The sequence below is a fragment of the Neobacillus sp. SAB-20_R2A genome (genome assembly GCF_049568635.1).
Taxonomy (GTDB): domain Bacteria; phylum Bacillota; class Bacilli; order Bacillales; family Cytobacillaceae; genus Neobacillus; species Neobacillus citreus.
In genome coordinates this window covers 2,261,123-2,281,970 of record NZ_CP145895.1, presented here as the reverse complement: position 1 = coordinate 2,281,970, position 20,848 = coordinate 2,261,123, and the positions used below count along the sequence as shown (strand labels likewise).

At 37.9% G+C, this 20,848-nt stretch carries 15 protein-coding genes and 1 pseudogene; 2 read left to right on the top strand and 14 right to left on the bottom strand.

The window, feature by feature from the left end:
• Positions 1–14: 14 nt before the first annotated feature.
• Positions 15–1,313 (bottom strand): purine/pyrimidine permease, encoded by a 1,299-nt coding sequence (locus V5M37_RS11205; protein ID WP_423802606.1) that lies wholly within the window; start codon positions 1,311–1,313, stop codon positions 15–17.
• A gap of 297 nt (positions 1,314–1,610) precedes the next feature.
• On the opposite strand from V5M37_RS11205, the gene V5M37_RS11200 reads away from it, so the two are divergent.
• Positions 1,611–2,483, top strand: a complete 873-nt coding sequence (locus V5M37_RS11200; RefSeq protein ID WP_423801990.1) for an alpha/beta fold hydrolase — start codon at positions 1,611–1,613, stop codon at positions 2,481–2,483.
• A 58-nt stretch (positions 2,484–2,541) separates the two neighbouring features.
• Here V5M37_RS11200 and V5M37_RS11195 read toward each other — a convergent pair whose 3' ends face one another.
• The 7 genes from V5M37_RS11195 to V5M37_RS11165 all read right to left on the bottom strand — a co-directional run bounded on the left by V5M37_RS11195 (position 2,542) and on the right by V5M37_RS11165 (position 10,795).
• The gene (locus V5M37_RS11195) at positions 2,542–2,997 is read right to left on the bottom strand and encodes a nucleoside deaminase (protein ID WP_423801989.1); all 456 of its coding nucleotides are present in this window, start codon (positions 2,995–2,997) and stop codon (positions 2,542–2,544) included.
• Between the two features lie 93 nt (positions 2,998–3,090).
• Positions 3,091–4,632: a xanthine permease gene (locus V5M37_RS11190; RefSeq protein WP_423801988.1), complete on the bottom strand. Its 1,542-nt coding sequence runs from the start codon at positions 4,630–4,632 to the stop codon at positions 3,091–3,093.
• 31 nt (positions 4,633–4,663) lie between these two features.
• On the bottom strand, positions 4,664–5,626 hold the full coding sequence (gene arcC / locus V5M37_RS11185; protein WP_423801987.1) for a carbamate kinase: 963 nt from the start codon (positions 5,624–5,626) through the stop codon (positions 4,664–4,666).
• Between the two features lie 15 nt (positions 5,627–5,641).
• Positions 5,642–6,814, bottom strand: a complete 1,173-nt coding sequence (locus V5M37_RS11180; RefSeq protein ID WP_423801986.1) for an ankyrin repeat domain-containing protein — start codon at positions 6,812–6,814, stop codon at positions 5,642–5,644.
• A 120-nt stretch (positions 6,815–6,934) separates the two neighbouring features.
• The gene (locus V5M37_RS11175) at positions 6,935–8,362 is read right to left on the bottom strand and encodes a DUF1116 domain-containing protein (protein ID WP_423801985.1); all 1,428 of its coding nucleotides are present in this window, start codon (positions 8,360–8,362) and stop codon (positions 6,935–6,937) included.
• Positions 8,363–8,364: 2 nt separating this feature from the next.
• On the bottom strand, positions 8,365–9,912 hold the full coding sequence (gene fdrA, locus V5M37_RS11170) for an acyl-CoA synthetase FdrA (RefSeq protein WP_423801984.1): 1,548 nt from the start codon (positions 9,910–9,912) through the stop codon (positions 8,365–8,367).
• Complete coding sequence (locus tag V5M37_RS11165; protein ID WP_423801983.1) at positions 9,890–10,795, bottom strand: DUF2877 domain-containing protein; 906 nt, start codon at positions 10,793–10,795, stop codon at positions 9,890–9,892. Before V5M37_RS11165 ends, fdrA begins: the two co-directional genes overlap by 23 nt.
• Before the next feature lie 253 nt (positions 10,796–11,048).
• On the opposite strand from V5M37_RS11165, the gene V5M37_RS11160 reads away from it, so the two are divergent.
• Positions 11,049–12,758, top strand: a complete 1,710-nt coding sequence (locus V5M37_RS11160) for a PucR family transcriptional regulator (RefSeq protein WP_423801982.1) — start codon at positions 11,049–11,051, stop codon at positions 12,756–12,758.
• A gap of 329 nt (positions 12,759–13,087) precedes the next feature.
• Here V5M37_RS11160 and V5M37_RS11155 read toward each other — a convergent pair whose 3' ends face one another.
• The 6 genes and pseudogenes from V5M37_RS11155 to V5M37_RS11130 form a co-directional block, all read right to left on the bottom strand.
• Positions 13,088–13,777: a response regulator transcription factor gene (locus tag V5M37_RS11155; protein WP_423801981.1), complete on the bottom strand. Its 690-nt coding sequence runs from the start codon at positions 13,775–13,777 to the stop codon at positions 13,088–13,090.
• A 13-nt stretch (positions 13,778–13,790) separates the two neighbouring features.
• Positions 13,791–15,248, bottom strand: a complete 1,458-nt coding sequence (locus V5M37_RS11150) for an ATP-binding protein (protein ID WP_423801980.1) — start codon at positions 15,246–15,248, stop codon at positions 13,791–13,793.
• Between the two features lie 118 nt (positions 15,249–15,366).
• Positions 15,367–16,197 (bottom strand): annotated as a pseudogene (locus V5M37_RS11145) (DUF4822 domain-containing protein); the annotation flags it as partial.
• Positions 16,198–16,564: 367 nt separating this feature from the next.
• Positions 16,565–17,785: an amidohydrolase gene (locus V5M37_RS11140; RefSeq protein ID WP_423801979.1), complete on the bottom strand. Its 1,221-nt coding sequence runs from the start codon at positions 17,783–17,785 to the stop codon at positions 16,565–16,567.
• 17 nt (positions 17,786–17,802) lie between these two features.
• Positions 17,803–19,038: an amidohydrolase family protein gene (locus V5M37_RS11135; RefSeq protein ID WP_423801978.1), complete on the bottom strand. Its 1,236-nt coding sequence runs from the start codon at positions 19,036–19,038 to the stop codon at positions 17,803–17,805.
• A gap of 83 nt (positions 19,039–19,121) precedes the next feature.
• A complete protein-coding gene (locus tag V5M37_RS11130) occupies positions 19,122–20,678 on the bottom strand; it encodes a glutathione ABC transporter substrate-binding protein (RefSeq protein WP_423802605.1) in 1,557 nt (518 codons plus the stop codon).
• Between the last annotated feature and the right edge of the window lie 170 nt (positions 20,679–20,848).

Here is a 20,848-nt window from a genome sequence, read left to right as displayed (position 1 = left end):
TTTTTCTATTAAAATCATATAGTTGTCGATGGCTGTTTTTCTTTCCAAATCTGTTCAAGTAAGATAGCCATAAAAGTCCCGACTAATAAACCATTTTTACCCAGATTTTGAATCACGTACGGAAGTCCATTTAAACCATCAGCAGGTAAAAACATTGTTCCAATCCCTAATAGGAGTGAAATTCCAATAATGGCTATATTCCTATCGTTTAATGGTTGCTTTGTCAATGACCTGATACCAATTGACAGCATATCAATTAATGTTGCTAAAAGCGCAGCACTTGCAACAGATAATGGCAGCGATGCCAACAAACTCACTGCACCAGGAAAAAAGGAAAAGGCCATTAAAACTCCACATGCTGCAGCGAATGGAAAAATCCTGTATTGTTTGGTTATCTTAACAAACCCTGCAGTCGCCGGAAGCGGTACAACGGCAATGGTTGAAAATACGGCTGATAAAATATGAGAAAGTCCCCCAGCGCATGTTCCTTTATAAAGCCTAACTTCTAATGATGTTTGTTGATTTGGAATTGTATCCGCTGCAGCACTGATAGCAGCAAATGTGTTTGAAATAAGTAAAAAGGTAAATAGTATCGAGGTAATCAAAATACCACTTGTCATATGTGGATATCCCCAAGGAAATATCTCAGGAAATTTAATCCATGATGCTGAATAAGATATAGACTGTGAACTCTTACCGAAGATTAATAACAGCACCCAACCGCATACTATACCTATTAAAATTGCGTAACTTTTCAGCCAGCCCTTTCCTTTTGTGGAAAGGAAGATGATAAGGAAAAATACTAGTATTGCAGCAAAGAAACTCACCTTGTCAATTTGGCCTGTAAGAGGATTTATGGATACCATTCCTTTTATAAATACACCACTTAGCTGGATTGCCAAAATAAAAAGAAAACAACCAGTTACCAATGGAGAGAAGAGGAATAGCAAATGACGTACCCATTTCGACACGCCTAATAACAATAGCAGCATTCCTGCTAAAATTAATCCTGCCTCAAGAGTCTGTAATGTTTCTTTCATTGTCAATCCCTGCTCCGCGCCAACTCCTGCGAAAATAACAAAAATGCTTACCCAGGACCCAGCAGGTCCGTCTGCAATTGGAAATCGATGGCCAAATTTCAACTGAATAAAAGAGCTTAATCCGACAATAAAAAACGTTCTTTGCATAAGGTCCGAAATTGCTGCATCAGAAAGGTGAAATACATTTCCAATCACAACCGGAAGCGCAATCGAATTTGCGAGTAAATAGATAAACCATTGAAGGGTACTAAAGAAATTATTACTTTTACTCATTTGCAAAGCAGCTTACCTCCAAAAAATTTTATTAGAATACAAAGTCCAGCACCATCTAAAGAAAAGTGCCGAACAAATCCATTAAAGCAATCTTTATTACGCTACAAATAATGAAAGCTTATTAGCGTTCCAACATCTTGACTATATCTTCATTTTAGACACATTGCACAAATCCGTCTTTGTACCACTAATCCAAAATATCAGTATTTTTGTTAGGCAACATACACAATGACTTTTTTTACATTCTTTGATAAACTTGGCACGTTCTCAATACTTCATGATTGGACGTGCAAATTGATGAAGCAAACAGTTATATATAAGCAGAACGATTCCTTTGAACTAAAAGCAGATTACTATGGAACAAATCGGGAGCATGCACCTGTTGTGGTTTATATTCACGGCGGGGGATTAATTTGGGGTACAAGAGAAGAAATTAGTGACGATATGATTCGGTTATATACCGACAACGGGTTCGCGTTGTTTTCCATCGATTATCGCCTGGCTCCAGAAACGAAGCTGCCGGAAATTCTCGAGGACATTCAAGATGCAATCGATTGGATTATCACAAAAGGGGTAGAACAGTTCTCGATTAATCCCCAAAAAATCGCTGTAGTTGGCAGTTCCGCTGGCGGGTTTTTAGCACTAAGTACCGGCACCTTTAAAAATAAACCAAGCGCAATTGTCTCCTTCTATGGATATGGCGACATTTTAGGTAAATGGGCAACTTCACCAAGCAAATATTATTGTCAAAAAGACATGGTTCCACAAAATGTAGCAAATACTCTTATTTCAGATAGGACGCTTACCGAAGCCTCTGTAGAAGAGCGGTTCCTTCTTTATGTACATGGCAGACAGCAAGGTACTTGGATTAATTTAATCACTGGCAAGATGCAAGAGAGCAACAAAGAAGTGCTCAAGAAATATTGTCCAATTCACAATGTTACCAAGGACTATCCCCCAACACTAATGCTGCATGGGACAAAAGACATGGATGTTCCATACGAGCAGTCTGTGTTTATGAGAGCAGCCATCATCAAAGAATCTGTCGAAGCAAAGTTAATAACAGTATTAAATGGTGAGCATGTATTTGATCAAGAATTTCATGATCCTATAGTTCAAAATGCCCTTCTACAAGTTGCTGATTTCCTGCATGTCCACCTAAACACGTAGAATAATGTTAAAAGCCCGGTGCTGAAACTTCACAGACCGGACTTTTTTCGCTTATTTATTACTTCTCGTTAAGCTTATGAAAATGCTCAAATAAGTTATCGCAATCATCTCTTTGTTCTACTTTAACCATTTTTATAACGCTATCATCTTCACCTTTTAAATATTTGCGCAGGTGCATGTCGGAGAACCCATGCTTATCAGCATCTTCTTTTGTATTAACGTAATATACCTCTTTAATCCCCGCCCAAATCATGACAGACACACACATTGGACATGGCTCACAAGTTGCATACATTATGCAATCTGATAAATCAAAAGTCCCTAATTTTTTACAAGCTTCTCTAACCGCAACCAATTCTGCGTGTGCAGAAGGGTCAGTATCTCTCATCATCGTATTGCTTACTGCAGCAATGACTTCACCATCACGTACAATTGTGGCACCAAATGGTCCGCCGATCTTATTGTTCATACCTTCTATCGTTGCATCAACAGCCATTTTAATGTATTTTTCCATAGCCAAATTCCTCCAAGTTTTGTTCATTATATATTTTTTAAAATAACTAAATTTGGAAGTAATCTAAGTTAATTCCTGAGTAGCTTTTCACTTTTACTCTGTAACAGGACCAATGTTTTCCTTCTTATTTACATAGAGTTTATATGCTAAAAATCCTCCAATTAGTAGATATCCCCAAACGAAAGGCATAGCAGTTGTTTGGGCAAGTCCGATAGTGCTTGTATGAATTGCACCAATAAAAGTTAAAACAGCCCCTAGCACTGCAGCTATTATGCCCCCAATAGGCGTGTTACGGATCGTAAAGATTGCGATACAGCCCCAAAGAACACTAGTAATAGGAGCACCATTACCTAGGGCTACCAAGCCATCGTAGAAAAGTCCGGCATTGTGCAGGGCAAGTGAAGAAACTTGATTGGCAGCAGTACCCACCGACATACCAGCAGCCGAAATTGCATTATTAACAGCAACAAGTGCCCAGTTAGCAACCCATGGGAAGAAACATACAAAGATTACAGGGGCTTCAAATTGCGGACTGTTTTTGACAGCTTGATGCCCTGTTACAATCGCAATAAATACGAGCATCGGAACAATAGCGGCAATTGGAATAACAGCCAGCAACAGTCCCATTAGACTTAAAATCGATAATAAAAATATCGCTGCACAGCTAGCAATAGAATAGCCTATACCTGCACCAACTTCTTTCCAACCAGCATGGCCTACATATACTGTTACCGGGAATGGGTTACCACATAGGCCGCCTATTGCAGAACAAATACCATTTGTAAGCATAACATCTCTAGTTTTGTATTCATCCCCAACAACAGCAGCAGCTTCAACATTTTCCAGATTAAAAATGTAGTTCGCTAACCCTAGAGGTACAGCAGTTAATAAATATGGCAGAGCAGCGCCAATATGGTCGAAAAGTCCATTTAAATGCAACATGGGAGGATTAAAGCCAAATGATTTCAGAGCTTCAGTAACCGCAGCAGGACTTTGATATCCGAATATCCAGGCAATTGCGGTTCCTATTACAATCAATAATAAACCCGTAGGTATTTTCTTTAATATTGGATGTTTACTTAACCAGTTCATGAAGATGATGATAAGTGCAACAAATGCCACTATAGGCATTTCAAAAGATTGCAGCATTGGGTTCATACCCAAGAATACAAATGCCAAACCTGCCAAGGCTGCGAGTAATACAGTTCTTGGGACGAACTTTCTAAGAGTATCGCCCAGGAATGCACCTATTATTAGCATGGTGGCCTCAAAGAAGCACCAAAGCACACCGACTGTTGTAGTGAAAGCAGCATCCTTTGTTTGATGATATAGAGGAAGCATAATGACAAATACGATAAGAAAAATACCAGGTGAACTAGAACCTGATGGTAGTGCTGTGACATCAGTTCTGCCTGTTTTCTTAGCTAATTTATAGCCAAAATAAGCAAATACAATGCCAGATAGGAGTACAGCTAATCCAAAGCCAGGAACAATTTGTTTAAAAACAAACTCCTTTGGCATCCCAACTACACCAATTAATAATGAGATCATTACCAAAAAGTCTGTCAAAACATTAACGAACAAACCGAAGGAAGCAGCAAAGTCTCCTTTTTTCCATAAAGAAATATTTCCCATGTGAAATTCTCCTTAAGACCGTCTTAGATGGTCATGAATTGTTTTTTTTAACAAGATGGGTACCTGCTTTTTCTTGAATAGCATCCTTTAGACTCTCTGGGTTTGTGATGATGACCCTGGAACCGCCCTTTTCCAAGAAGTTTAAACTTGCTTCAATTTTGGGAAGCATGCTGCCTGGAGGGAAGTGACCTTCTGCAACATACTGTTTTGTTTCTTCAATTGAAATATTTTCGAGTGCCTGTTGATTTGGCTTGCCAAAATGAATGCAAACTTTGGAAACACCTGTTGTAATGATTAAGGTATCCGCCTCAACTTGCTCTGCTAACAAACTTGTTGCAAAATCTTTATCAATAACCGCATCAATGCCTACATATGAACTATTTTCTGTTTTAACAACAGGAATTCCGCCCCCGCCAACAGCAACGACAACAAATCCAGCCTCTATTAATGTTTTAATTGCATCTTTTTCAACTATATTTATTGGTTTCGGCGAAGCAACAACCCTTCTATAACCGCGGCCGGAGTCTTCTACAAAGATCCAATCCGGATGTTCTCTCTTCATTTCTTCTGCTTGTTCGATCGTAAAGAAGGAACCTACCGGCTTTGTAGGGTTTTTAAAATTAGGGTCATCGGGACTTACCTCAACCTGTGTAATAACAGTTGCTACTTTTTTGTTCATAGCTCTTTTGGCAAATTCATTAATCAAAGCTTGTTGAATTTGATAACCTATTCCGCCTTGAGTTTCAGCGCCGCAATTGACCAGTGGTACTTCCGGCATGCCGGCAACTTCATTTGCAATTTCCGATCTTCTAAGACCGAACCCTACCTGTGGTCCGTTACCATGTGTAACAACCACGTTTAAGCCTTCGGCAACCATATCAGCGATATTTACCGCCGTTTCGCAAACAGCCTCATATTGATCCTGAACAGAATCTAGTCCATTTTCCCGGACCAAAGAATTCCCCCCGATTGCTACAATAACTAATTTTTTCACTGCGTCTTCTCCTATCTAACTACTTGATTTTTGTAATAATTCAATAGATTGCTCTTTATGAAGATGATATAAAGAGTTCGACGGGTCATGTTTAATAGCATTCTCAATTGCTTCAATCGCTTCCTCATGTCTCCCTAATGATCTTAGACTGTTAGCCTTGTGGAAGGAGAAATCATAGCGATGCGGCTGCATTGCAAGCAGCTTATCCATTTCCCGTACTGCTTCCTCATGTCTGCCCAATTCTCTTAAATAATTTGATTTGTGATAACGATAAAACGTTTCGTCAGGGTTTAATTCACAAGCTTTATCATATTCTGCAAGCGCTTCCTCGGACTTGTTCATTAATCTCAAGCAGTTTGCTGTATAGAAGTAGAAATCTAGTTCATTGGGATTAATTGCTAAAGCTTTGTTGTACTCTTCCAGCGCTTCTTCGTACCGCTTTAGTTCTTGCAGGCTATATCCTTTGTAGAAATAGTAATCAAGATTGTTTTGGTCCTCTGAAAGAGCTTGATTGATTACTAGGATTGCTTCTTCAATGCTATTTTCTTTATATAGCTTTTTGGCTGTTTGAATTGTTTGGTTATTTTCTTGAAATTCTTTTTTAAGAATTTTAACTACTTTTTCTTGATTTAATTCTACTGCATGGTGAAGAGATGATTTTCCATCTCGATCCTGCAAATTCTCATCAGCCCCAGCTTCTACAAGAACTTCTATAATATTCGAGTATAAACGGCCCCCATTGCCCAAAATGACTGCTTCAAGAAGTGCTGACCAGCCTAAATTATTCACATGATTGACGGGAACCCCTGCATCAAGGCAAACTTGTACTGTTTTTAAATAGCCTTTCTCACTAGATGGCAATAGGGCTGTACCGCCAAAACGATTGACACTTTTTAGGTCTGCACCATATTGCAGCATCATGGCTAGAATTCTATGAAAACCATTTGCACCAGAACAAATGAAAGGTGTTAGCTGTGTAATATCTCTGGTATTGACGTCACTGCCTGCTTCTAACAACAGTTTTACTGTATCAAATTGATTTTTTTGAGTCGCAGCCATTAATGCTGTCCGGCCGTTTTCATCTTTAAAATTTACACTTGCTCCCTCATCAAGCAATCTTTGAACAGCTTTGACATCTCCCCGTTCACTCACAAAGATCAATTCCAAATTTAAAGACTTATTGTCCATCAACAATCGCTCCTGTTCTTATGTCCTGTCACACAGTTTCCAATGGAGCTTTTGGGGGAAGGTTTCCCAAACCAATGATTAAGGGTTGGGATATCACCCTCCCCCAAAAAGCATATTTGATTAATGAATAGTTTCGCTTAATGCCAACATTGCTTTTTCAAAAGCTTCTACCGGCGGATAAGTGATACCCGCGCCAATCATTCCGATACCAGCTTCTTTATGGGCAATGGCAGTATTAATGACTGGCATTATTCCTGTTTGGACAACTTTTCTCACATCAATTCCAGTTGGAAGACCCATAAAATCAAGCAATGGGATTGTTACATTGGGATTCTGAGTTGTTGTGACTTCCTTCATTTTTGTAGAAAAGCCGATTGCTTCTTCAACTGTGCCGCCTACTAATGCAACAATCGCAGGAGCAGTAGCCATTGCAAAGCCGCCGAAACCATATGTTTCAGTAATCGCACTATCACCGATATCAAGTCCTGAGTCTTCCGGCTTGTAGCCAGCGAACATTGGGCCAATAACTTTTTGTGCAGGGCCAGTAAACCATGTATTTTCAGGCATGCCGCTGACACGGATTCCGAATTCCACACCATTACGGGCCATAGTGGTTACGATTGTACTATTTTCAATACCGTGAGCGGAATCAAGAGCACATTTCGCCATTGCCATCCATGTTGGACCTGAGAAATAATCACTGCTGGCTACGAAATCAAATACTTCTTTTTTCTGCTCAATTGTATAATCAGTTTGTAAAATATAAGGTGTTAATGCTTGAATTAATAGAGTCGTTCCAGCAACATTGCGGTTGTGGCACTCATCACCCATGTGAAGCGCTTGGGCTAGCATTAAACGCAAGTCAATGCCATCCGGATTTAGTTTCATTGCATCTCTTAAAATAGGTCCAAAAACATCACGCATCCATACTAATCGGTCGACTACGCTTTGATCATTGGCACCCATACGAAGAATTTTCGCTAACTGTTCACTTAAGTTTGTATAGGCAATATTGCCATATGTTTTGTTCTCAACGATATGCATGAACATTGATGCAGAAGTGACACCTGCCATAGAACCAACACAATTGTGTTCATGACATGGCGAGAAGGTGATTTCACCAGATGCTGCAAGTTCAGCGGCCTCGTTAATATCCTTTGCCAAGCCTTCGAATACCAGCGCACCGGTGACAGCACCCTTCATTGGGCCATTCATTTTATCCCAAGTGATTGGCGGGCCGGCATGAAGAATGGTTTTCTTTGTCATACCTGGTACACAGTTAATCGCTTGGTCATAACCGATTAGAACCGGATGAGAATTAATAATTCTTTCCACCGCCAACTTATTTGCTTCTTCAATTCTTTTCAAAATGGCAGGGTCTTCAAACTTATCAAGCGCTGCAATTAACGCAGGATTTCCTCTTCCCGGTGGTGTCCATTCTAAATGAATGACTTCTGCACCTTGTTTAGCTAAATCCTCTTTGAAAGATTCAATGCCTACGTTGATAACATTTGGTTTACCTTTAAAAAGTTCGTTAATTTTACTCATGGCTATTCTCCTTTCACAACAAATTCTCTTGCTAATAAACCTGCGTTCTGGCTGCTGCTTGCATGAGTGACACCTGCAGCCAATAATTTATTGATTTGCTCTTCATAATCTTGCGGATCTAATTCTGTACCAAGAACATACCCAATAATCTCTAAATGCCTTCCTTCTTGTTCTGCCAGCAGTTTAGCTTCCATGATTGCAGGAAGGAATGCTCCAACCGGATCTTCGTGAGCACCGTAACCTAATACAAAGTCCATTACAATAACACCAACGGATGGATCTTTTGCTTCCTGCATAAATCTGTCAAGACGTGTAGAAGGATCAATCATTGGATGCGGCTTGCCTTGTGTATATTCGTCATCACCAAAGTCGATGAATGTATGCTCTTGACTTGTATAACGATCTTTTAAACGATACTCAGGATTTCTTGCGATATTGCTGTATACATTATCGAATTTCTCCATAGCTGCGTGCATTGCCTCATCGCAAAGTGTACCGCCGCTGAATAAACCGCGAATATATCTTTGCTCTGGCTTTAATTTAGTACGAACTTCTTCAATAAGCGGAATGTTTAATGCACGCTTATTAAGTTTGCTCTCATCTGTACCAGCAAGTAAAACCGCTTTAAGTGCTGCTTCCTTTGACATTTTGGCAAAATGACCGCCAGCTGCAGTAATTTTCTCCTCATCGCCGCCAATAAACCAAACGACAACAGGCTTTTTACATGTTTTAATTTTCGCTAGCACTTTTTCTTCCACACTTGGTGCAGGAGGCTTCGAAACAAGGACAATAACCTTTGTTTCCTCGTCATCTTCTAGCGCTTGGATTCCATCAAGCATCATGATTCCGCCAACTTCTTCTTTAAGGTCTCTTCCGCCGGTGCCAATCAGCTGAGTGATCCCGCCGCCAAATTCATGGATACGAACACTTACTTCTTGGGACCCGGTACCGGATGCACCAACAATCCCGATATCTCCTTTTCTAACAGCATTTGCAAAGCAAAGGGCAGTATTTCCGATAATCGCTGTACCACAGTCAGGACCCATCATTAATAATCCTTTTTCATGCGCTAAATTCTTTAAAGCAATTTCGTCTTCGACGCTAACATTGTCACTGAACATCATGACATTCAAGTTATTTTCAAGAGCTTTTCTCGCTTCTCTAGCAGCGTATGCCCCATTCACAGCAATAATCGCTAGATTTGCATCCGGATTATTTTCTGCAGCTGAGGAAATAGTAGAGTATTTAATATCACCTTTTCCTTTTTTGCCTGAATCCCTTTTAGTGAATAATTCATTTATGCTCAAGAAAGCGTTTTCGAAGAGCTCCTCAGTTTCAGCTTTCACTACAATAATCAAATCACTTGCGCCGGCTTCCTCGACTTCCGGTGTCATTAAACCGACATTTTTCATTACCTCTTTGTTCATTTCAGTACCCATTGCGATAATCGCTTGTTCAACACCATCAATTTGATTCGCTTTAGTAGATAGCGACATTAATGATACCGAATCGAAATACGTGTTAGGTTTAATCAATGCTTGTACTAACATATAATTTTCCTCCTGCTTTTATATTGGCCTCCAATCCGCCGACAAGACCTAATGCGATGTCAGTACCGGATGAAGATCCGATGTTTAATACTTTATTTAAAGAGAGAAATAAGTCTGCTTCATTCTCATCGAGCAAGGCGTTGAGTAACAAAATGATAGACTCTCTCACTTTACCAGTGGATGCTTTCTGCAATGCCATCCAGCTAATGTCATTCGTTAAGGTTTTGGCCTTGCTAACGACATCTTCACAGAATGACCTTCTTCCATAGAATGGACTGTTCAACATACTAAAAGAGGTAAATAGCCCAACTAAAAAATCATCCCCTGATGGTGTAAGCCCTGGTCCTAGACCAATAATCGAAATGGCATGTTCAAAAGCAGATGACATTCGATCTTCCGCTAATTCGTCTAAAAGTAAATTAGTTCGTTGTTCGAGCATGTTGGACATTTTCGCTTCAAATAGGCTATTGGGTAATTCGTGTTTTTTTATTCCGCCGCTTTTTCCATGAATGTCGATAAATTTTTTCAACTTCTTTAAATTTTGATTCAAAATTTCTTCATTCGAAGGGTATCCGGGAACAACACTGATCCATTGATTAACGTTTTCAAAAGAAATGGCAAGCTTATTTCCAATGTGCAAAATATTTTTTTTCGTAAATACCTGATCATTTACTGCAATTTCCATAGGTCTAATGTTATCAACATCGATAATTAAGGTATTGGGTCCATTATCTACGTTTCTGCATGCAATGGTGTATAACTCATTATTTTGAGAACATTTAATATTAAATGTCCGATTAAAGGTACTATGAACAAACCCTGTGAATTTCGAGTTATTCAACTTCTTCACAAAATCAACATCAGCCGATACTGTTTTTATCACGTAAGACACCTCATAAATCTGACTCGGGGAGCCTCATTTACAATTGGACAAATCTTACCTCCTTTTAAAAAGTGAATTTATCCTAGAGAAAGCTTTATACAATTTTCATTTGACAAAGTATGAAGCTTACATGATTATTCTAGATATAATGCATAACACCGTCATCGTTTATAAAATCCAAAAAGCTATCTATTCAATTGTGCAACTTGCATAATGGATTGTGTTTAAATTTTGACAAAGGGGCGAGAGAAGTTTGCTTACGGTTAAAGAACTATTTAATATAAAAGCGATTGATGGCATAAAGATTGTTGCGGGAGAAAAAGGAATTAACAATGAAATTTCAATCGTAAATATTATTGAAAATCCTGATGCTTTCGACTGGCTTTCACCAAATGAATTGCTGCTATCGACTGGCTATATTTTCAAGGATAATGAGAAATTACAAAACAGAATCATTAAAGAGCTTGCTGAAATTAACTGTGCTGGACTGATCGTGAAAATGAAACGTTACTTCGATACACTTCCGAAAAATATGATTGATAAAGCGAATGAGTATGGTTTTCCGCTTATAGAGCTTCCCTATCAATACACCCTTTCAAGGGTCATTTCGATTATCAACGAGAAAGCATCAGGCAGGTATGATTTATTAAATAGAAAAACATTGGATATGCATAGTTTGTTCTTCAGAATTACACTTGAAGGCGGAGGAATTGAGCGGATTTCCTCCATGTTGTCAGAGACAATTGGTAATCCGGTAATCATAGTCGATCAAGATTGGAAGCTGGTGAACGCAATTGAGCACATCAACAACAAAGTACCACTTTCGTATTGTTTTGATTTAATTAAAAATAGACCTTCCTTTCCTAAAGAGTTCATAGACGCTATACCTGAAGATATAAGTGATATGAAAAGATCAATTAAAAGACTATTCCGTTTAGAGGATATAGAAGTTAAATGCCGTATTTTGCCTGTAGCTGCAGCAAGTAATATTTACGGGTATATAATCGTTTGGGAAACTGTACGTGAGTTAACCGAGTTTGACTTTATCATTTTGGAACAAGCATCAACGAACATTGCCCTGGAAAGAATTAAAGCGAAGGAAATCGAGGAAGTGAAGTTAAAAATTAGGCAGGACTTTTTTGATGATTTGCTCACTGGAAAAATCACCTCAACTGAATCCATTCAGACTTTAAGTGAAATGCATGGATTAAATTCACAATATAAGTACCATAGTATGGTGATTAATATAGATTCCAATGATCAGGATCAATTTGAGGATTTGGTCGCCAGAAGGGTTCAAGTGGAGAACAGATCCAAAAAATGCGTGGATTTAGTTTATGAGCATTCTAATTATTCCAATGGAGAAGTTACCTGCTTTCACCGTAATAACCGAATTATTATTTTGATTGGACAGCACGAAAATAGAGCACCGATTTCCGTTAATGAAGCGAAACAATATGCCCAAAAAATATACGATGTTCTAGGGAAACATATTAAAAATACCACTTTCTTAATTGGAATTGGCAGACAGTATGAAAGAATACAATCCCTGCATAAGAGCTTCTCTGAAGCCAATGAATCCATAAGACTAATGCAAAAGTTCGATGACCGTGGGGGTATCTCGCATTTTGAAGACCATAGCATCTATCACTTTTTGGATTCAAACGTAAAAGATATGGAGCTTGAAGACTTCTTCATGAAACGTCTCGGAAAAATATATGAGCATGATAAATTCCATGGTACCGGCTATATTAATACCTTAGAGAATTATTTTCACAATAACCTTAATATTAGTGAAACTGCGAAAGCAATGTTTTTGCACCGTAATACTCTCATATATAGAATTGAAAAAATTAAAGAAATCTTGAACAGTGATTTAAAAAATGCAGAAGAACTGCTTCAAATTCAATTAGCTATAAAAATATACAGACTGCTAAACAAAAAACTTCAAATAGATTCATAAAAAAGTATTAAACCCTATCCCTGCTGTGCAAGCAGAATTTATACTCCTTGCACAGCAGGGATTATTTTTTTTATTTTGCATGCAACGTCAAAGTTCTTTCACAAACCTTTGTACGGAATGCATAAGCGTTATCGTAGTTTTTTAGTTTCTATATCCAAAGACCGTTAAAATTTCCTCTTTAAAATAAGAATAAGGATCCTGTAGAAAGCGCTTTAAAAAAGTAAAGGCGGTGAGAATGACACAATCAAATAAATACAAATAGATTGTTTTAAAAGTATCATAATCAAATCCTATCTATATTTTTAAAAAAAATTAAAGTCAACACTTGTTTAAACAGACATCATATATCCCGCACCCCAAACGGTTTCAATAAATTGAGGTTTCGAGGGATCTTTTTCGATTTTACCGCGGATTTTCCTTATATGAACCGTGATAGTGGTTATATCCCCAGATGAATCTAACCCCCAAATACTTTCGAAGAGATCCTCTTTACTAAAGACTCTGTTAGGGTGCTTAGCTAGGAAAAGTAATAAGTCAAATTCCTTTGCAGTTAAGGATATCTTTTGATTATTTACTAAGACTTTTCGAGCCAATTCATCAATGACAAGTCCTCGTATTCTTATTTCTTTGTTTGTAATATCATTATTCCCTATAAGTCGTTCATATCGCGACAGGTGCGCTTTTACCCTGGCAACAAGCTCACTGGGGCTGAAAGGTTTAATAATATAATCATCAGCTCCTAGCCCTAAACCTCTTATTTTATCAATATCCTCCTTCTTGGCTGAGACAATTAAGATTGGGATATTTTTTACAGCTCTAACTTGTTTACATATTTCGAACCCATCTACCTCCGGCAGCATGATATCGATAATTAATAAGTCATAATCTTTATTTAGTGCACGTTTTAATCCCTCTTTACCTGAGGTTTGCAATTCAACTTCATAACCATCAATCTCTAGGTAATCCTGTTGTAATTCACCAATATCAAGATCATCTTCTATAATTAATATTTTTTTCAACTAATTCACCACGCTAATTTTCCTTCTTCAAAGTAAAAAAGATACTTGTACCTGATCCTAACTGACTTTTAACCCAAATATCTCCATCATGTTCGTTGATAATTTGCTTTGCGATCGCAAGACCAAGACCGCTGCCGCCGGTTGATTTATTTCTTGATGTATCCACGCGATAAAAACGTTCAAATATATAAGGCAGTGACTCTTGCGCAATTCCTGAACCATTATCACGGACTTCAATTTCTACAAAATTTGCCTCACCTTTAATGTAAATTTCTATTTGTTTTTCTGCCTTGTTCAAATGTTTTATCGAGTTATCAATAATATTTGTCAATACTCTTCTTAACTTATCACGGTCGGCAATGACTAATACCTCGTTTTCTGTTCTATTTTCAACACAAATATTAATATCCTTTTCCTCTATATCAAATCTTATTTCCTCAACAAAATTGTCGATAAAACGGATTATGTCAATATCCTCGAAGGAAAACGGCAGCTTTTTTAGATCAAGTTTGGAAAAAAGAAATAAATCGTCAATTAATTGATCCATATCTGTAGCTTTTCGTTTGATGGTAGAAAGATATTTCTCCATTTTCCCTTGTGAATCTGCAACACCATCTTGAATTCCTTCAATATATCCTTTAATAGCGGTAATCGGAGTTTTTAAATCATGTGAGATGTTAGAAATCAATTCTTTCCGGTTTTCCTCATATTGAAGCTGTAGTTCAATTGATTCTTTTAGTTTTATCCTCATTTTGTCAAATGCGTGACTAAGCTGAGCGATCTCATCCTGCCTGTTATTTTCGATTCTAACATTTAAATTTCCCTCACCCATTTGTTCTGTTGCCTTTTTCAATGAAAATAACGGTTTAATAATACTTTTCGATACAAAAAAACTTAATAGACCATTTATAAGAATTAAAGTAAAAAATAATAGCCCAAATATTAATGGAAATAAGCTCCTTGATAGCTCAACAAAAGGACTCACTTCCCTCAATATGATAACACTGCCTTTTTCTTGATCATGAAAATAAAAATCAAACTTTACATATAAAAAAAATTGATGACCTATACTGATCGTATCTCTCACCTTAATGTTTTCTGGTTCAAACGGAGGAAGTTTTTTTGCATCCTGGATGGACTCTAAATTTTTTGAGGAATGAACAATTTTATCTCCTTTACGGATAATTAATCCCGAGTGCACAGAACTGAGTTTTTGATCAAATCCTTTAAGCATAGCCTCATTTAGCAATTGATCTGATTGTTTTTTGGCTAAATATTTCACATCTAGATATGCAGTTTCCTCCTGTTTAGTTAGAGGCTTAAGTGCATATTGACGTGTATACAAATCTTTAATACTCCTGACATCGCCTGTAATCGCCACTGGAATCAACAAAGCGCTTACTATGAAAATTACTAGCGTTACGATTAGCATGGTTGTATGCGAAATCAATAATCTCAGCCGAATAGACATTAGAAGGCCTCCTGACAGAGGTACAGTTTTATAAACATTACCATAAAGGAAAGAAAGGTTGTCACTTTACCCGAGGACAACCTTTTTCTAAATAGCATGTCAATCTTCTTTGAATCCTTTAAAAACTAAATTTGGGTTTAAGATCATCTTTATATGGTTCATGTTCAACGAATACAGTTATGTCCTTGCCATCTTTATCTTTACCAATTCTTTTATACGTAAATTTATTTTGATTTAGCTCTGTAAGTTCTAGAGCCGCACCATACTTTCTATCTCCAATTGAAACATGGGCTCTTATTTTATTTCCATGGACAACATCGAAGTAGCCATAATCACCACGGCTTTCTCCTGTGTTAGCATGGAAAAACTCATATTTATTAGTCTTATCATCAAATTTTGCCACACTTATAAAATTTGAATTATAATTTGTTACGTCATTTCCTTCTAAATCTAGGACCTTTGTTCCATGCCAAAGAGTGCTCCCTAAAATTTTATCTCCATCCACATCTTTAACAATATCTCCTGTAGCAGTGTCTAACTGCTTATCGGGATCAGTAAAGGAAAGCTCTTTTTCTTTATATGGAACATGTTCTACAAATACCTCTATATCGTTACCATTAGCATCTTTACCCATTCTTTTATAGGTAAAAACATCATTAGTTAGTTTTGTCATTTCGACAACAGCTTGATAATTCATTGATTCTGAAATTAATATTCTCTTCTTTCCATCATTTGTGATAAAGAAAGTTCCTTTATCACCACGGCTCTTACCCGTTTTAGCATCAAAAAATTCATATCTGCCTGATTGGGCATCATATTTCGCAAGACCTATGAAGTTTGCATTCTCTTTTGTTAAATCATTATTATTTTTGTCGTATACTCTTGTACCTTGCCAATTTGTACTGCTAAGAATGTTAGCCATTTTCTGACCCTTAGTTAGCTTATTTTCTGATTGCTTTTTATTTGAATCTTGGACTTTATTTAGTTCTGTTTTGGTTGCTGTATTTTGTTCGCTTGCGTTCGCTTGTGTGCTGTAACTGTACACTCCTAATGCTATTGTCAATCCGAGTAAAGGTGATATTATTTTAGCTTTCTTAATCATTCTTTCATCTCCTAATTCAATAATTTTTAATACAAGCCTGACTTCGTCGACGTACATTGATTGTACCTTACAGAACTTAACTCCCCGTATAAAAAACATTATCAAATTATTAACTTTTCAGTTTGATTTATAAAGGCAAAAGCTTCCATATTCCATTAAAAAAAGCCCAATTAATGGGCTTTTGCTTATAGAGAATGTTATCTTCCATGAAGGATTAAATTTGACCCGAAACGACTTTCCCTCTAAAAATAACAGCTTCTCGTTTTGGTGTTCTTGCAACCGCTTCTGCTGTACAAGATGCATTAACCAGAACAAGGTTGGCCTCGTCTCCTTCAAGCGGCCAAGCCACTTTTCCATCTTTCGTTAATGGTGTTGGTCCTCCTGTTGCAAATTTTAACGATTGAGACAGCGACAGTTCATCGCTCTTGCGGTATAACTCTCCGAAGCGGGTCACCTTCTCAAGTACATCACCTGTACCAAACGGTCCCCATGAATCATAGAAACCATCACAGCCTAAATAGACATTAACCCCTTTGCGGTCAAATAAATCAATTGGAGGAAGCGTTCTATTAATTGGAATCGTGGACATAATCGACATCCCTAAATTGCTAAGCTTTTCAGCAATCTCTTCCTGCTGTGGAATCGGCACATCCCCTAAGCTAAAGGCATGACTGACGGCTGCACGATTATGCCATTTTGCCTCTTCAACCAATTCAGCTAATTTATCTACCGTATAATAGCCAACATGACCGCCGTCATGCAAATGGATATCCACGTCAGCATCAAATTCTGTTGCTAGGTTCATAACTTCATATAAAGATTTTTCTATGTTACGATCAATCCCTGCTGGGTCCAGCCCGCCAACAATATTTGCGCCATTTCTCATGGCATCCTTCATTAAGGAAATAACATTGTCCCTTAAAAGTCCATGCTGCGGAAAAGCGACGATTTCATAGGTTAATTTATCGGAATAATCCTCTAGTGCCGCTTTGACGCCTTCCAGGTTTTTTAAACCGATATACGGATCGATATTCACATGGGTGCGGATATGTGTGGACCCCTGTGAAAGAAGAAGCTCAATCATGGCGCTGGCGCGCTGCTTAGTTGATGAAGCCAATTCCTCTAGTTCCAATGCTTCCAAGCGTAAGCGTTCAGTCAAATTTTTTGCTGGTATTGGAGCCTTCCAATCAAGAGATAAATAGGTTTTATCAAGGTGATTATGCATTTCCTTAAAGGTAGGAACCGCTAATAATCCTTTCCCATCTATTTTTGTTTCCCCGGATGGGATAACAAAAGTAGTGTCTTTTTTCTCAACAAATTTCCCATCCTCTATTTTCAAATGGAAGAGTGATGTTTTCGTTTCATAAACCCCCTTCTCATCTTGTTGATATCCAGTTTCTAATCGAACGTTTGTCAACCAATATGAAGCAGTCATTCTTCATTCCCCCTCACTTACACTCTTACTTCATTTGTTTCCGTTAGCTTACTTTCGACCTTTTTCCCTTTAAAAAATAAGGCTTCTACAGTGGCCCGCCTTGCGATTGCTTCTGCTGAACAAGATGCATTTACTAACATCATGGTTGCGTCATCGCCAACCTTTGGCCAGACACGTTCCCCTTTTTCATTAAGTGGCGTTATACCGCCAGTTCCATATTTTAAGACAGTTGATAAAGAGTATTCATCGCTCAATCGGAACCTCTCTGCAAGGGTTCCAAGCTTTTGAATGGTATTTCCAGTGCCAAATGGAGACCAGTGGTCCGTGATGCTATCATGGCCTACGGAAACCGGAACACCCAAATTATCAAGAGTCGGAATTGGTATCGTAGGACGATTAACTGGTACAGTTGTTGTCACATCAAGCTCTTGTTCTCTTAAAATAGCCGCCATTTCAACGAGTGCTTCCCCCGATAAATCGCCTAGTGCTATCCCATGGCTGATGGTTGCTTTTCCTTTTAACCCGGCTTGCTCCGTATAGTGAGCCATTCTTTCAAAAGTAAATGCACCTAATGTGTTAGGATCATGAAGGTGAATATCGACACCCTTATCGTTTTCAACAGCAATTTCAAAAATCGTCGCTAATGATTTTTCAATATTTCTATCAACCGTTGCCGGGTCAACCCCCCCTACCAGGGTAGCTCCATTTTTCATCGCATCGCGAATTAATTGAACAGAATCACTCCTGAGGAGACCATGCTGCGGGAAGGCGACGATTTCATAGGTTAGGACATCCTCATATTTTTTCAAAGCATTCACAGTGGCTTCCAAATTTTTTAATCCTATGACTGGATCGACGTTACAATGGGTGCGGATATGGGTATGCCCATTCCGAATATATAATTCAATCATTTTTTCAGCGCGTTCCTGTGCAGTTGGTAAAAGCTTTGGCAAAAGCACCTTTTCTTCTTCTAATCTGGTAAAGATCCCTTTTGTGATTGGAGTACACGCTTTCCAAGGTCCGCCATAATAGGTTTTATCGATGTGAATATGCATATCTCGTAAGGATGGCAGTAATAGCTGCTGCTTCGCATCAACCTGCTTTTCCAAGTTAGGCAATTCACTAGTGATTTCGGTGATTTTGCCTCCTTCAATTTTCAAATGGCAAATTTCTGTTTCAGTAGCGGTAATACGTTCATTTTCATATTTGAAGCCTTTTTCTAAACGAACATTTGTTAACCAAAAAGTCGTCATTTCATTTCCTCCTATGAAAAAAAATTAGGAAAAGCACTTTTGTAAAAAGGTACTTTTCCTTCATCAACATTTAATCAAGCTTTTTACTTAATAACTACATCATCAATCATTAGGTAGTTTGAAGCGTTTAACCAATACCCGCTTACATTTTTATTACTTACTGCTAAGTACTCGTAATTGCGGATTGGAATATAAACTGCATCGTCAATTTCTTTTTGCATAACTTCTTCATACAGTTTTAAGCGTGTTTTCTCATCAGTTTCTCTACGCGCATCTTCAATCAATTTGTCTACTTCAGGATTACTATAGTAGAAATGGTTCCCTGCAGGACCTTGTGAAGAAGTATGGAATAAGTTGTATTGGTTATAATCTCCATCGCCAGTGGCATTTCCCCATCCGTTGATGACCATTTCATGTTGTCCCTTATTAAGAGTTTCAATAAATGCGCCATATTCCATCACTTGAATCTTCACATTTACCCCAATCCCTTTTAACTGAGATTGAATAACTTCAGCCATATTTATACGTTCTTTACGATCGCTGGTAACTAAGGTAATCTCTAAACCTTTTTCATAGCCTGCTTCTTTTAACAATTTTTTGGCTTCATTTAAATCATAATCATACGGCTTTACCTTGTCGCTATAACCGAATACTTTAGGGCTCATGGCAACGTTAGCAAGGGTCCCCACATTATTATAAACACCTTTAATGATGGCTTCTCTTTCAATCGCATGGCTGATTGCTTTACGGACTCTTACATCATCAAATGGTTTTTTCTTTACGTTAAAGCCGAGGAATTCAACAGCAAGTCCTTCGGTGCGATAAAGCTCCATGGTATCTGAAGCTTCGATCCGTTCAATTTCAGTGACAGGGACTTGATCGTTGATATGCGCTTCGCCCGTTTCAATCATGGCTAGACGAGTTGCATCTTCTGGAACAACTTTAAATACTACGCCATCGATATTTGGTTTTTTCCCCCAGTAATTTTCATTTTTCGTAAGTGAAATTTCTTGACCGCTTTTCCATTCTTTAAAAACAAATGGGCCAGTTCCAACTGGATGTTCAGCTAGTTTTTCTGGATTTTCAGCCAACGCTTTTGGACTAATGATGCTTCCTTCTTGGCTAGCTAATATAGATAGAAGTGGAGCATATGGATAGTCAAGCAAGAATTGAACGGTATAATCATCAACAATTTTTACTTCTTTAATCATGGCAAATTTCGTACGCTGTGGCGATCCAGTTTTTGGATCTAATAAACGATCAAATGTCGCCTTCACAGCTTCTGCATTAAATGATGCTCCATCATGGAATTTAACACCTTCTCTTAATTTAAATTCCCAAGTTGTATCATTTACGACCTTCCATTCTTTTGCTAACAGTGGTTGAATTTTAAAATCTTTATCTGGTACAACCAGTCCCTGATATACCTTTTGATATACAACATTAGCAGAAGGAATATCGGTTATAAAATGTGGGTCTAATTTCGTTGCATCAGAAAGACGAACTACAGTAAGTATTCCACCTTTTTTAACTTCATCTTTCTTCCCTGTTGTTTCGTTGGTATTAGCTGATTTCGTTGAACAAGCTTGAGCAAACAGCAGCATTAATCCTATTAAAACAAATAGAATGCCATTTTTCATGGTGTGTCTTTTTTTCTCCATATCACTTTCCCCTTTATGATGTTATTTAAATTCTATATCTAAGCTGTATCCGTTTTTTCACCTGCCTCTAAATTTGCTTATCTGCATTATAGAAGATGATGATTTGAAATATTTACAGAATATTTACTTAAATTTTAACTATTTTGACA

What these genes read in the sequence shown, in the direction of transcription:
- V5M37_RS11195 (WP_423801989.1), bottom strand. Translation starts at nt 2,997, where the DNA reads ATGGAAAAATACATTAAAATGGCTGTTGATGCAACGATAGAAGGTATG.
- V5M37_RS11130 (WP_423802605.1), bottom strand. Translation starts at nt 20,678, where the DNA reads ATGAAAAATGGCATTCTATTTGTTTTAATAGGATTAATGCTGCTGTTT.
- V5M37_RS11180 (WP_423801986.1), bottom strand. Translation starts at nt 6,814, where the DNA reads ATGGACAATAAGTCTTTAAATTTGGAATTGATCTTTGTGAGTGAACGG.
- V5M37_RS11205 (WP_423802606.1), bottom strand. Translation starts at nt 1,313, where the DNA reads ATGAGTAAAAGTAATAATTTCTTTAGTACCCTTCAATGGTTTATCTAT.
- V5M37_RS11135 (WP_423801978.1), bottom strand. Translation starts at nt 19,038, where the DNA reads ATGACGACTTTTTGGTTAACAAATGTTCGTTTAGAAAAAGGCTTCAAA.
- V5M37_RS11190 (WP_423801988.1), bottom strand. Translation starts at nt 4,632, where the DNA reads ATGGGAAATATTTCTTTATGGAAAAAAGGAGACTTTGCTGCTTCCTTC.
- V5M37_RS11200 (WP_423801990.1), top strand. Translation starts at nt 1,611, where the DNA reads ATGAAGCAAACAGTTATATATAAGCAGAACGATTCCTTTGAACTAAAA.
- V5M37_RS11140 (WP_423801979.1), bottom strand. Translation starts at nt 17,785, where the DNA reads ATGACTGCTTCATATTGGTTGACAAACGTTCGATTAGAAACTGGATAT.
- V5M37_RS11175 (WP_423801985.1), bottom strand. Translation starts at nt 8,362, where the DNA reads ATGAGTAAAATTAACGAACTTTTTAAAGGTAAACCAAATGTTATCAAC.
- V5M37_RS11150 (WP_423801980.1), bottom strand. Translation starts at nt 15,248, where the DNA reads ATGTCTATTCGGCTGAGATTATTGATTTCGCATACAACCATGCTAATC.
- fdrA (WP_423801984.1), bottom strand. Translation starts at nt 9,912, where the DNA reads ATGTTAGTACAAGCATTGATTAAACCTAACACGTATTTCGATTCGGTA.